Origin of the sequence: Streptosporangium minutum (assembly GCF_002149035.1) — a bacterium.
In the GTDB taxonomy this organism is placed as follows: domain Bacteria; phylum Actinomycetota; class Actinomycetes; order Streptosporangiales; family Streptosporangiaceae; genus Streptosporangium; species Streptosporangium minutum.
In genome coordinates, this window is record NZ_NGFP01000087.1 from 1 (window position 1) to 13630 (window position 13630).

Annotated in this window: 7 protein-coding genes; 5 read left to right on the top strand and 2 right to left on the bottom strand. The window is 73.1% G+C overall.

Annotation, left to right across the window (positions count from 1 at the left end):
* The 4 genes from CA984_RS19660 to CA984_RS19675 all read left to right on the top strand — a co-directional run.
* The coding region (locus CA984_RS19660) for a condensation domain-containing protein (protein WP_242676054.1) at positions 1-1869 on the top strand (1869 nt) is incomplete at its 5' end.
* Positions 1856-5893: a non-ribosomal peptide synthetase gene (locus tag CA984_RS19665; RefSeq protein WP_086574470.1), complete on the top strand. Its 4038-nt coding sequence runs from the start codon at positions 1856-1858 to the stop codon at positions 5891-5893. The genes CA984_RS19660 and CA984_RS19665, both read left to right, overlap by 14 nt.
* Before the next feature lie 49 nt (positions 5894-5942).
* Positions 5943-6152, top strand: a complete 210-nt coding sequence (locus CA984_RS19670) for an MbtH family protein (RefSeq protein WP_031167339.1) — start codon at positions 5943-5945, stop codon at positions 6150-6152.
* A gap of 151 nt (positions 6153-6303) precedes the next feature.
* A complete protein-coding gene (locus tag CA984_RS19675; RefSeq protein WP_086574472.1) occupies positions 6304-7032 on the top strand; it encodes a thioesterase II family protein in 729 nt (242 codons plus the stop codon).
* Between the two features lie 149 nt (positions 7033-7181).
* Here the strand turns inward: CA984_RS19675 and CA984_RS19680 are convergent, their stop codons facing one another.
* Both CA984_RS19680 and CA984_RS19685 read right to left on the bottom strand, forming a co-directional pair.
* Complete coding sequence (locus CA984_RS19680) at positions 7182-8753, bottom strand: DUF5722 domain-containing protein (protein WP_086574474.1); 1572 nt, start codon at positions 8751-8753, stop codon at positions 7182-7184.
* 187 nt (positions 8754-8940) lie between these two features.
* A complete protein-coding gene (locus tag CA984_RS19685; RefSeq protein ID WP_086574476.1) occupies positions 8941-10071 on the bottom strand; it encodes a LacI family DNA-binding transcriptional regulator in 1131 nt (376 codons plus the stop codon).
* A gap of 181 nt (positions 10072-10252) precedes the next feature.
* Here CA984_RS19685 and CA984_RS19690 point away from each other — a divergent pair, with 181 nt between their 5' ends.
* Positions 10253-13438: a glycoside hydrolase family 78 protein gene (locus CA984_RS19690; protein WP_086574478.1), complete on the top strand. Its 3186-nt coding sequence runs from the start codon at positions 10253-10255 to the stop codon at positions 13436-13438.
* Positions 13439-13630: the final 192 nt, after the last annotated feature.

Below are 13630 nucleotides of genomic sequence, written 5' to 3' on the forward strand. Positions count from 1 at the left end.
GTGCTGGACGCGGGGGAGGTGCGGCGGTTCGCGGGGCGGATGCTGCCGGATTACATGGTTCCGGCGGCGGTAGTGGTACTGGAGGCGTTGCCGCTGACGGCCAACGGCAAGCTGGACCGGCGGGCCCTGCCGGTGCCGGAGATCACCTCTTCCGGGCGGGAGCCGTCCACGCCGCGCGAGGCGCTGCTGTGCGGGCTGTTCGCCGAGGTGCTGGGAGTGGAGCGGGTCGGCGTCGAGGACGGGTTCTTCGATCTGGGCGGTGACAGCATCATCGCGATCCAGCTGGTGGCCCGGGCCCGGCAGGCGGGGGTGGTGTTCGGCCCCCGGGACGTCTTCCGGTATCAGAGCGTGCGGGAACTGGCCGCCGTCGCCGCCGAGGAGGAGGAGACGGAACACGAGCCGGAGGACGCGGGGATCGGCCCGCTGCCGGCCACCCCCATCATGGCCTGGCTGGACGGCCTCGCCGGTCCGACCGATGACTTCAGCCAGACGGTCGTCCTCCAGGTCCCCCCGGACCTCGGCCTGGATCATCTCACCGTCGCGGTGCAGGCCGTACTGGACCGTCATGACGCGTTGCGGCTGAGAGCGACCGACGGGCTGGAGGTGCCGGCGCGCGGGGCGGTCCGGGCGGCGGAGCACGTGCGCCGGGTCGAGGTCACCGGGGATCCGACCGGCGCGATCATCGAGCAGGCGGCACGGTCACGCGCCGGACTGGATCCGGCGGCGGGGAAGATGGTCGGGGTCGCGTGGCTGGATGCCGGGCCGGAGATCTCGGGCAGGCTGGTGCTCACCGTCCATCATCTGGCGATCGACGGCGTGTCGTGGCGGATCCTGCTGCCTGATCTGTTCGCGGCCTGGGAGGCGGCCGCGCGGGGAGCCGTCCCCGAGCTGGCTGCGGTCCCGACCTCCTTCCGCACCTGGGCCCACCGCCTCCAGGACGAAGCCCGCGACAGGGCCGCCGAACTCGACCTCTGGACCCGGACACTCGGCGGCGGGACCACGCGGCTGGACCCGGTCGCGGATACCTTCGGCACCCAGGGCCGCCGGCTGGACCCGGCCGTGGACACCTTCGGCACCCAGGGCCATCTGACGCTCGAACTGCCCCCGGAGATCACCGAGCCGCTGCTCACCCGGCTCCCGGCGGCGTTCCACGCCCGGGTCGGGGACGTGCTGCTCGCCGGGCTCGCGCTGGCCGTCAGCCGATGGACCGGCCAGGACTCGGTCCTGCTGGACCTGGAGGGACACGGCCGGGAGGAGATCTTCCCCGGCGTCGACCTGTCCAGGACCGTCGGCTGGTTCACCACCATGTATCCCGTCCGGCTGGACCCCGGCCAGGCGGACTGGGCCGACCTGCGGGGTCCCACGGCGGGCCGGGCGATCAAACGGGTCAAGGAACAGCTCCGTGCCATCCCCGACAACGGGATCGGCTACGGCCTGCTCCGCCACCTCAACCCCGTGACCGCCGCCGAGCTGAGCCGGTACCCCGTCCCCGAGCTGGCCTTCAACTACCTCGGCCGGGTCGAGGCCGCCTCCGGCGCCGACTGGTCCCCGGCACCCGAATCCGACGCGGCCGGCGGCGGGCACGCGGCGGACCTCGCGGTTCCGCACGCGCTGGAGGTCAACGCGGTCACCCGGGACACGCCCGACGGCCCCCGCCTCCGGGCGACCTGGTCCTGGGCGGGACGCCTGTTCGGCGAGGAGCGGGTCAGAGAGCTGGCCGAGGCCTGGTTCACCGCCCTCACCGGCCTGTCCCTGCACACCGGCGGCGGCCTGACCCCCTCGGACCTGATGGTCTCCATCAGCCAGGAAGAGATCGACGCGTTCGCGGCGGAACTCGACGCGGAGTGGAGTGCCCGTGAGTCAGCTTGAGGACATCCTGCCCCTGTCGCCGCTGCAGCAGGGGCTGTTCTTCCACGCCCTGTTCGACGAGGCCGCGCCCGATGTCTACACCGCCCAGCTCGTGCTGGAGCTGGAAGGGCCCCTCGACGTCCCCGCCCTGAGGAACGCCGTGGCGGCGCTGCTCCGCCGCCACGCCAACCTGCGCGCCTCGTTCCGGCAGCGGACCAACGGCGAACCCGTCCAGCTCGTGCACCGCCGGGTCGAGGTCCCCTGGCGGGAGGTCGCCACCGCCGACGCCGCCGGGGTGGCCGCCGAGGAGCGGGCCCGCCGCTTCGACCTGGCCGCGCCGCCGCTGATGCGCTTCGTCCTGGTACGGCTCGCGCCCGGCAGGCACCGGCTGGTCTTCACCAACCATCACATCCTGCTCGACGGCTGGTCCACCCCGCTGCTGGCCGCCGAGCTGTTCGCCCTGTACGGCGGGGCCGAGCCTCCTGCGGCCCCGCCGTACAAGGGGTATCTCGCCTGGCTGGCCCGCCAGGACCACGCGGCGGCGACGGCGGCCTGGGGCCGGGCCCTGCACGGGATCGCCGGGCCCACCCTGGTCGTCCCCGATCTCGCGGCCCGCCCGCCCGCCGACCCCGGGCGCGTCCGCGCCCACCTCAGCGAGGACCTCACCGGCCGTCTCACCGCCGTCCTGCGTGCCCGGTCGCTCACCCTCAACACGGTGATCCAGGGCGCGTGGGCGCTGCTGCTCGCGCTCCTCACCGGCCGCGACGACGTCGTCTTCGGCGGCACCGTCTCCGGCCGCCCGCCCGATCTGCCCGGCGTCGAGCGCATGGTCGGCCTGTTCATCAACACGGTTCCGGTGCGCGTACGGATCGATTCGGCCGAGACCCTGGCGGGACTGCTCGGACGCGTCCAGTCCGAGCAGTCGGACCTGTTCGCCCACCACCACCTCGGACTCGCCGAGATCCAGCGCCTGCCCGGCCTGGGGCCGCTGTTCGACACCATGACCGTCCTGGAGAACTACCCTCTCGACGCGGCGGCCCTGGACGGCGCAGGAGCCGGGTCCGGGGCGGAGGGGAGCCTGCGGCTCGCCGGATCCTCGGGCACCGACGCCACCCACTACCCGCTCGCCCTGGCCGTCGTCCCCGGCGGGCGGCTGTCCCTGCGCCTGGACCACCGCCCCGACGTCATCCCCCGCGCCGACGCCATCCGGCTCCTCAACCGGCTGACACGCCTGCTCAAGGCCGTCGCCGCCGACCCCGACCGGCCGCTCGCCAGGCTCGACCTCCTGTCCGCCGACGAGCGCGCGCACGTCCTCCACGACTGGAACGACGGAACCACGCCGTCCCCGTCCTCCGCGGTCTCCCTGGGCTCCGCGCCGTCTCCGGTCTCTTCCGCCACGGCTCCGGCCTCCTCCACGCCGGTCACCGTCCCGCCCGCCGCGTCCGTGCCGCCGCCTGCCGCGTCCGTGCCTCCGTCCGTCCCGCCCGTGCCTCCGCCCGCCCCGCCCGTGCCTCCGTCCGCGGCGACGATCGCGGAGGCCTTCGCCGAGCAGGTGGCGCGGACTCCGGACGCCGAGGCCGTCGTCAGCGGCGCGACCTCTCTCACCTACGCCGAGCTGAACGCGCGGGCCAACCTGCTGGCACACCGGCTGATCGGACTGGGCGTCCGGGCCGAGACCCCCGTCGCGGTCCTGCTCGAACGGTCGGCGGACGTGGTCGTGGCGACCCTGGCGATCGCCAAGGCGGGGGGCGCCTACGTCCCGGTGCACCACGGCCATCCGGCCGACCGGATGAGCTGGGTGATGGCCGACACCGGTGCGCCCGTCCTGATCACTGACCGCGATCCAGGCTTCGGGCACGCCGCCGAGGTGATCCGGCTGGACGGAGGCGCGCCGGATCACCCGCGCGAGGAGGCCGAGGCGGGTCCCGTCCCGCGTGACAACCCGCGTGACGACCCGCGTGACGTTCCGCGTGACGACCGGCGTGACGACCCGCGGGTGAGAACCCATCCCGACCAGCTCGCCTACGTGATCTACACCTCGGGCTCGACGGGCAGACCCAAGGGCGTCGCCGTACGGCACCGCGACGTCCTGGCCCTGGCCTCCGACCGGCGGTGGGCCGACGGCCACCGGCGCCTGCTGATGCACTCGCCGCACGCCTTCGACGCCTCCACCTACGAGATCTGGGTGCCGCTGCTGAACGGCGGCACGGTCGTCGTCGCGCCGCCCGGCGAGCTCGATCCCGCCACGATCGGCGCCCTCGTCGCCGGACACCGGCTGACCGCCCTGTTCATCACGACCGCCCTGTTCAACCTGGTCGCAGAGGAGGACCCGGGGGCGTTCGCGGGCCTTCGCGAGGTCCTCACCGGCGGGGAGGCGGCCTCACCCGAGGCCATGCGGCGGGTCCGGGAAGCCTGCCCGGACACCGTGCTCGGCCACGTCTACGGGCCCACCGAGACCACCACCTACGCCACCTACCACCGGGTCTCCCGGGTGGACTCGGCCGTGCCGCCCATCGGGCGGGCCATGGACGGCATGCGGGCCTACGTGCTGGACGGCCTGCTGCGCCCGGTCCCCCCGGGCGCCCCGGGTGAGCTGTACCTCGCGGGCTCCGGCCTGGCCCGCGGCTACCGGGGCCGTCCCGGCCTGACCGCCGAACGGTTCGTCGCCTGCCCGTACGGCGGGCGGATGTACCGGACCGGTGACCTGGTCAGGTGGTCGGCCGGCGGGGAGCTGGAGTATCTGGGCCGGACCGACCACCAGGTCAAGATCCGCGGGTTCCGGATCGAGCCGGGCGAGGTCGAGGCGGTCCTGTCCCGGCATCCCGAGGTCACCCAGGTGTCGGTGCTGGCCCGCGACAACCGGCTGGTCGCCTACACGGTCGGCACCGCCGCCCCGGAGGAGCTGCGGCGGTTCGCGGCGCGGGCCCTGCCCGAGTACATGGTGCCCTCCTCGGTGGTGCCCCTGGACGCGCTGCCGCTCACCCCGAACGGGAAGGTGGACCGCGCCGCCCTGCCCGAACCGGATGTCGCGGTGTCCTCGCGCGGCCCCCGCACCCCCGCCGAGGAGCTGCTCTGCCGCCTGTTCGCCCAGGTGCTCGGCCTGGAGCAGGTCGGCGTCGACGACGGCTTCTTCGACCTGGGCGGCGACAGCATCAGCGTGATCCGGCTGGTCTCCCGGGCCCGGCAGGAGGGGGTGACGATCACCCCGCGTGAGGTGTTCGCGCGCCAGACGGTCGAGGCGCTGGCCGGAGACGGCCGGCCGGACGCGCGGTCGGGGCCGGAGGCGGACGCCGGCGGTCTGGAGGTGCTGCTCCCGCTGCGCGCCGGTGGATCGCGGCCGCCGCTGTTCTGCGTGCATCCCGGCGCCGGGCTCGGCTGGCCGTACTCCGGGCTGCTCCGCCATCTCGGCCCCGACCAGCCGCTCTACACCTTCCAGGCCCGCGCCCTGTCCGAACCGGGCTACACGGCCCCGTCGATCGAGGCCATGGCCCTGGACTACCTCGACCGCCTCCGCGAGGTCCAGCCGCGCGGGCCGTACCGGCTGGCGGGCTGGTCCATGGGCGGCCTGATCGCCCACGCGATGGGCGTCGAGCTGCGCGCACGCGGCGAGGAGGTCGCGCTGCTGGCCCTGCTCGACGCCTACCCCGGCGAGAAGATCGACTCTGGTGGGCGCGAGGAGCTGCCCGCGCTGTTCGCCGCCGCCGGCTACGAGGGGCCGGAGGAGATCGGGAAGGTCATGGAGTTCGTCCACGGGCAGGGCGGCAGGTACGCCACCCTCGACGAACAGACACTGCTCGCGGTCTACCGTAATTACCGCAATGGTGTGAAGATCTCTCAGGAGCATGTGCCACGGCGGTTCGACGGGGACGTGCTCCTCGTCATCGCCGCCCACGGCCGGGAGGCGGACATCCTCACGGCCGCCGACTGGAAGCCGTACGTCACCGGCACGATCGAGGAGCACACGGTCGCCTGTGACCACGAGGCCATGTTGAACCCCGAGCCGATCGCGGAGATCGCCGCACTGCTCCGAAAGGAACTGACGTGACTTCCTCCCCAGGGCCGAAGCCCGGGGCCCCCACACTCAAGGAGATTCGATGAGCAACCCGTTCGAGAACGCCGACGGTGTCTACCTGGCGCTGATCAACGATGAGGGCCAGTACTCCCTGTGGCCGTCCTGGGCCGAGGTCCCGGCGGGCTGGACGGTCGCCTTCGGTGAGGACACCCGGCAGGCCTGTCTCGACCACATCGAGGCGAACTGGACCGACATGCGTCCCAAGAGCCTGATCAGAGCCATGGGCGAATGACGCAGCACGGCCGGTGTCGTACGCGTGTTCGATAAATCCTGCGTGGCCCTGTGTCGCGTCCCCTCCCCAGGGCCGAAGCCCGGGGTCCCCACACTCAAGGAGATTCGATGAGCCGCACGATCTTCGAGGGACCCGGGGACGAGAGACGCACGTGAGCTGGCTGAACTGCTTCCACCCCCGCCCGAGGGCGACCACGCGGCTGATCTGCTTCCCGCACGCGGGCGGGTCCGCCACGGCCTACCGCGACTGGTCCGCGCTGCTGCCCGAGTCGGTCGAGCTGTACGGCGTGCAGCTGCCCGGCCGGGCCGACCGGTTCGGCGAGCCGATGCCGGAGCACATGAGCACGCTGGTCGACTCGCTCACCGAGGCGATGCTGCCGCTGCTGGACCGGCGCTTCGCGCTGTTCGGCCACAGCATGGGCGCGGTGGGCGCCTACGAGGTCACGCGCGTGCTGGAGGCGCGGGGGATCGGCCCGGCGAGGCTGTTCGTGTCGGGGGCGACGGCGCCGCACGAGGCCGGGGAGAGACGGAAGGTCTCCGGTTACGACGACGCCGCGCTCATGGCCGAACTGTCCAGGCTCGGCGGCACCGAGCTGGAGATCTTCACCCACCCCGTGATGCGCGAGATCATCTTTCCCTACGTCCGCGGTGACTTCCGGCTGCTGGAGAACTACCGCCACCGTCCGGGCCCCCCGCTGCGCACCCCCGTCTCCGCTCTCGTCGGCGACGCCGACCCGGTGGTCGCCCCGGCCCAGGCCAAGGCCTGGGAGACGCTCACGGCCTCGGACTTCTCCCTGACGGTCTTCCCCGGCGACCACTTCTACCTGCAGCCACAGCGGGCGCTGGTGGTGGCCGAGATCGTTCGGAGGTTGAGCGCCTAGCTCCGCGCCGTCCGGCCGGACATCGGTGATCAGGCCGCGCTCCACGGCGTCGAGGCCGGCGGGCGCGGCCCGTGCCACCGGGGCGAGGGCCGGCGCGGCCACCCGGCCAGGCCGGGCCGGGCGGCCTGGCCTGGCCGGGTCACTCATGGTCAGGGCAGCACGTAACCGAGCCGCGACTCGTAGGTCCACCCCTCGCAGCCGGCCTGGTTGGTGATGAGATGGTCGCCGTTGACCGCGTTGCGGCAGCGGTAGAGCGGTACCGAGCCGCTCACCTGCGTGGTGTAGGCGTAGCCGACCGGCCCCATGGGGAACTGCCCCTCGCAGCCGCCGTCGGCGGTGAGGAGGGTGTGGTCACCGACCTTGCACTCGTACAGGGCCACCGTCCCGGACGCCGGCCTGCGCAGCAGCCGCCAGCTCTGCTCCTGGGTGACGCCCGGCGGCAGCAGCCGCGAGGACGCCAGATGGCCGCGGGCGGTGCTGAACCCCCGGCGGAGCCGGGTGTAGGGCAGCTGCTCGAAACCGCAGGACAGCTGGGGCGGCGAGAGGTCGGCGCGGTTGGCCAGGGCCCACGTGGCCCACGCCGGCTTGGCGGTGCCGTCGGTGCGGCGCAGGCCCACGCCGAGCCCGGCGACCGTCTCGTCGGGATGGTCGCTCATCCGGTGCCAGATGTAGCTCTCGATGCCGGGGGTGCCGAGCACGTTGCGGAAGGAGTCGCACAACCTGGCGGCCTGGGCCGACTCGCTCGACGGCGCCAGGGAGTTGACGCCGCTCTCGGTCAGCTGCACCTCCCACGCCGACGGGGTGCCGGGGAACTGCTGCCGCAGCCATCCCACCAGGACGCCGATGTTGCCGTAGGTCACCCTGGGGAAGTCGTCGGCGGAGAACTCGGGGCGCAGCAGGTTGGGCGGGTACGGGTGGTAGGCCACCCGCCAGGCGCGGCCGCCCGCCCGCGCGGCCAGCCCCTTGAGCACGGTCATGCCCGACAGCATCGCCTCGGCCGCCGCCGGTCGATCGTAGGTGGTGCCGAAATAGTGGTCGAGCGAGGTGAGCACCTTGGCCGTCGGCTGCTGGGCGGTGATCGCGTCGTAGGCGGCGTTGTAGTTCGCGGCGATCGCGTCCAGCCAGGCGGTCTGGTTGCACGGCGTCCCCTGGCCGCAGCCGATGTCGAACCAGATGTTGCTGTTGACCTCGTTCATGACGACGAAGTCGGCGATGCGGCCGTGGCCGTGCTGGCCGTCGTAGCGCTGGGCGAGCATTCCCGTATAGCGGCCGTAGTCGGCCGGGTTGTTCGGGACACAGAACATCTCGAAGCCGGCGGCGGCGGGCGTACACGTCCTGCCCTGCCGGGCCCAGGCAGGCGTGCCGTACACGACCGCGGTGACGACGAGCCCGCGGTCGGTCCAGGCCTTGATGTCGGCGTCGACGCGCGCGCTGACGGTGAAGCAGCGCCCGCCGAACTCCTGCGTGCCCGCCGCGCACGGCGGCGCCTTGACGCTGGGCTCCCAGTCCGACCAGATGAGGTTCATGGCCACGCCGCCCGCGTTGTTGCCGGAGATGTCGTTCTTCTGCGGCCAGAAGTCAGGTTGCAGACCCTTGATGCGGTAGTCGGAACGGGTGGGGTACGGCAGCGCGGCCTGGGCTGTGGTGGGTGCTACCACGCCGAGCTGGGCGATGAGGAGTAAGGCGAGAGCGATGAGAATGCGGTGGAACGTCCGCGCCATGCGGGATCTCCTGCCAATGTTGCCCCCGATCGGTTAAAACGTCTCAAGAATGATCCAAGAAGCTGATCGGAGCAAGAGGCGATCATGTATCAGCAGGTCAACGTGGTTTCAGGGGCCTGGGTGGCCCGGACCGCCGACGGCGGAGCCGGTGCTCTCAGGGGCTCGTCCGTGAAACGTCTCAGGCCCGTCAGCCGGCGCTCGGGCGGGCGGGGGCCGAACTGGAGGCGCGCACCACGAGTTCGGGCTGGAAGACGATCTCCTGGTGCCAGTGCCCGGCGTCCCCCCGGGCGTCGGTGAGCAGGAGCTCGGCCGCGGCCCTTCCCAGCTGCTGCTTCGGCTGGCGGATCGAGGTCAGCGACGGCGACAGCAGTGCGGCGAACTCCACGTCGTCGTATCCCACCACGGCCATCTCGCCGGGGACGGCCATGCCGCGCTGCTCCAGGTTTCTCAGCGCGCCCAGCGCGACCATGTCGTTCATGCAGAACAGCGCCGTCGGCGGCGGGCCCGCCATGGCGAGCAGCTCGTCCAGCCCCGCCTCGCCCCCCGCGGCGTTGAGCACGGGCAGGGTGACCTCGGTGACGACCTCGTCGGGGGCGAGCCCGGCGTTGCGGACCGCCCGCAGCAGCCCTTCGCGCCGGTCCCTGCACTGCCGTATGGCCGGCGGTCCGTTGAGGAAGCCGATGCGCCGGTGGCCCAGCGAGAGCAGGTGGTTGCCGGCGAGCTCGCCGCCGCGGACGTTGTCGACCGCCACGGCGCACAGCTGCGAGTCGGCACCGGGCCTGTCGAGCAGCACCACCCCGACCCCGCGCCGGTGGAGGTCGACGAGGTGGCCGATGTCGTCGCCGGCCGGCGTGATGAGGATGCCCGGCACCCGGTGCTGCTCCAGAGTCTGCAGGTAGTGGGCTTCCTTCTCGGGCGAGTCGTTGGAGCTGCACACCACCAGCAGGAGCTGCTCCTCCGACAGCCGGCTCTCGATGCCGGGCAGCACCTCGGTGAAGAACGGGTTGCCGATGTCGCGCACGACGACGCCCACCGAGCGGCTCGCGCCCGCCCGGAGCTGCCGGGCCGGCGCGCTGGGCACGAAGCCGAGCGTCTCGATGGCGGCCTTGACCCGCAGGAGGGTGGGCCTGGCGACGATCTCCGGCCGGTTGAGCACGTTGGAGACCGTGCCGACGGACACCCCCGCGTGGGCCGCCACGTCGACCATGCTGAGCCGGCGACGGCCCTGGGCCCGCGTGTCCTCGGCGTCGAGCTTGGCGCTCCTGCGAGGGCGGGGACGCGACGGCGACGCCTCGGCCGTCTTGTCGGTCTCGGTCACCGGCGGACCTTTCTAGCTCGCCTGCTGGAGGTGCCAGTCTACCTGGTTGAAATGTTTCAGTGAGCTTGTCACCAGTGATGGCGGGCAGGGTTGACGCCGGTTGCCGGGCTGTCTAGCGTTCCCTGGGTTGAAATGTTTCAATTGCTGGTTTCTGCTGGCTGGGCTGGAAGAGAGCGAACTCATGGAACAGGCCGTCGCGGCCGCCCCCGCCGTCACCGATCTCCGGGTGGACGGCCGGACCGAACCCCTGGGCCTGGGCGAGAGCGCGCCGAGGTTCTCCTGGCGGCTCGCCGCTCCGGGCCGGGGCCGGTCCCAGAGCGCCTACCGGATCGTGGTGGGCCGCGAGTGCGACCCGCTCGCCGAGGGCGCCGAGGTCCTGTGGGACACCGGAGAGATCGGCTCGTCCCGGACGTTCGACATCGCCTACGAGGGCCCGGAGCTGCGCCCGCGCACGCGCTACCAGTGGCGTGCGCGGGCGGCCGACGAGGCCGGCACGTGGGGCGACTGGAGCCCGGCGCACTGGTTCGAGACCGGGCTCGGCGACGCCACGGGGTGGACCGCCGACTGGATCGGCACGCCCGCCGTCCCCGGCTCGCAGCGGCTCCCGTCCCTGGAGAACGTGCCCCGCATCTGGGCCGCCGGCCCGCTCGGCCCGTCCGAGGCGCGGACCGGCGGTTTCCGCACCCGTTTCACCGTGCCCGGCGGGGCACGTCCCCTGTCGGCGTGGCTGGTGATCGGCGGCGCGCTCGATCCACAGGTCCATCTCAACGGGATGCCCGTGGCGGGGGAGGTCCGCGACGGGGCGTTCGTGGCGGACGCCGGCGACCTGATCGACTCCGGGGAGAACGTCCTGGCGCTGCGGGCCGGCGCCGGGGACGGCCTGCCCGGTGGGCTGTGCGTGCGCCTGGAGGTCGTCGTGGAGGGCCGCCCCGCCCTGCCCCAGCTCGTCCCGGTGGCGGGGGAGAGCGCCGTGACCGTGACCTCGAACGGCCGTTGGCGGGCGGCGGGCGAGCCCGCGCCCGGGTTCGAACAGCCCGGCTTCGACGACACCGGCTGGTCGCTCGCCGAGGAGGTGGGGCTGCACGGCGACCCGCCGTGGGGACGCGAGCCGGTCGCGGACCGCCCGAGCCCCTACCTGCGCCGGGAGTTCGACGTGCCCAGGCCGGTGAGCCGTGCCCGGCTGTACGCCACCGCGCTCGGCGTCTACGAGCTGCACCTCAACGGCATGCGGGTGTCCGCCGACCACCTGGCGCCCGGCTGGACCGACTACCGCCACCGCGTCACCTACCAGACCTACGATGTCACGGCACTGGTCGCCGAGGGGGGCAACGCGCTCGGCGCCGTGCTGGCCGACGGCTGGTACGCCGGCAACATCAGCTGGTTCGGCTCCTTCCAGTACGGCAGGCGGCTGGCCCTGCGCGCCGAACTGGAGATCGTCCACGACGACGGCACCACGACCAGGCTGCGCACCGACCCCGACTGGCGGGCCGGCAGCGGCGCGATCAGGTACGCCGACCTGCAGAACGGCGAGCGGCAGGACCTGGCGGCCGAGCCGGCGGGCTGGACCGCGTGCGGGTTCGACGACTCCGGCTGGCTGCCCGCCGTACCGGTGAGCCCCCCGGCAGGGCGGCCGGCGGCGGCCGTCGCCCCGCCCATCCGGGTGCACGAGGAGCTGGCGCCCCGGGCGGTGTGGGAATCGAGCCCCGGTGTCTGGATCGCCGACTTCGGCCAGAACGTGGTCGGCTGGGTCCGCCTCACCGCCCGCGCCGGCCGGGAGCGGCCGGTCGTGCTGCGCCACGCCGAGGTGCTCGACCACGAGGGGGCGCTGCACCTGGCCAGCCTGCGCTCGGCCCGTGCCACCGACGAGTTCCTGCCGCGCGGCGGGGCGGGCGCGGAGACCTTCGAACCCCGCTTCACCTTCCACGGCTTCCGCTATGTCGAGGTGAGCGGGCTGCGCGAGCCGCTCACCGCGGACGCGATCCGGGCCCGGGTGGCCTACGCCGCGATGGAGCCGGCGGGCGAGTTCGCCTGCTCCGACGAGCGGCTCAACAAGCTGCAGGACAACATCGTCTGGGGCCAGCGGGGGAACTTCCTGTCGATCCCGACGGACTGCCCGCAGCGGGACGAACGGCTGGGCTGGACCGGTGACATCTGGGCGTTCGCCCCCACGGCGCTGTTCAACTACGACGCCCGGGCGTTCCTGCACAGCTGGCTCACCGACGTGGTGGACGCGCAGACCGAGGACGGCGCCGTGACCCACGTCGTGCCCGACGTGCTCTCCGGCCGCGGCCTGTCGCCCAACCCCAGGGAGGCCGGCTCGCCCGGCTGGGGGGACGCCATCGTGATGCTGCCCTGGGCGCTGTACCGCCTGTGCGGCGACGCCGACGTCGTGGCCCGGTACTACGGGCCGATGCGCCGCTGGCTGGCCTACCTGGACAGCCGCTCGACCGACGGGATCTTCCCCGACGAGGGCTTCGGCGACTGGCTGAGCATCGGGGCCGACACCCCCAAACGGCTCGTCGGCACCGCGATCTTCGCGCTGTCGGCGCGGCAGCTGGCCGAGCTGGCCGCCGCGCTCGGCCGCGCCGACGACGAGCGGGCCTGCCTGGAGGTGTACGCCCGGGTCCGGCGGGCCTTCCGCGCCGCCTTCGTGCAGGGGCCGGGGGTGGTGGAGAGCGGCACGCAGACCGCCTACGTGCTGGCCATCACCGCGGGCCTGCTGGAGGAGGCCGAGCTGCCCCGGGCCGCCGCGCACCTGGTACGCGACATCGAGGCGCGGGGCGGGCACCTGTCCACCGGCTTCCTCGGCACGCCGTTCCTGCTCGACGCGCTGACCCGGGCCGGGCACCTCGGCACGGCCTACCGGCTGCTGCTGCAGGACAGCTTCCCGTCGTGGCTCTACCCGGTCGTGCACGGCGACGCCACGACCATGTGGGAGCGCTGGGACGGCTGGAGCCACCACCGCGGCCTGCAGGACCCGGGCATGAACTCCTTCAACCACTACGCCTACGGTGCGGTGGGCGCCTGGATGTACGAGACGATCGGCGGCCTCGCCCCCGCCTCTCCCGGCTACCGGGCCATCGTGGTACGGCCGCGCCCCGGCGGTGACCTCACCTGGGCCAGGACGGCGCACCGGACCAGGCACGGCCGGGTGGAGATCGCCTGGCGGCGGGAGGGCGGGGACTTCACCCTGGAGGTGAGGGTGCCGCCGAACACCCGTGCCGAGGTCTGGGTCCCCGGCGGGCCCGCGGGCGTGACCGAGTCGGGCCGCCCGGCGGCCGAGTCGCCCGGCGTCGCCCTCGACCGGGTCATGGACGGGCACGCCGTCTACGAGGTCGGCTCGGGCTCCTACGCCTTCCACGTCTGAGCCGGGCGGACGCCGGCGGACCGGGCGGACGCGGAGGTCTTCCTCCGCGTCCGCCCGGAAATTGAGCGTTTCATCAGAACTCCCCCCGCCGGCCGTGTCGAGACGGCCGGCGGGCCATGTGAACAAACCGTTATTGCTGGCTATTGACACCACTTGGAGGTATGACGACACTCGAAACATTCCTGAAACGTT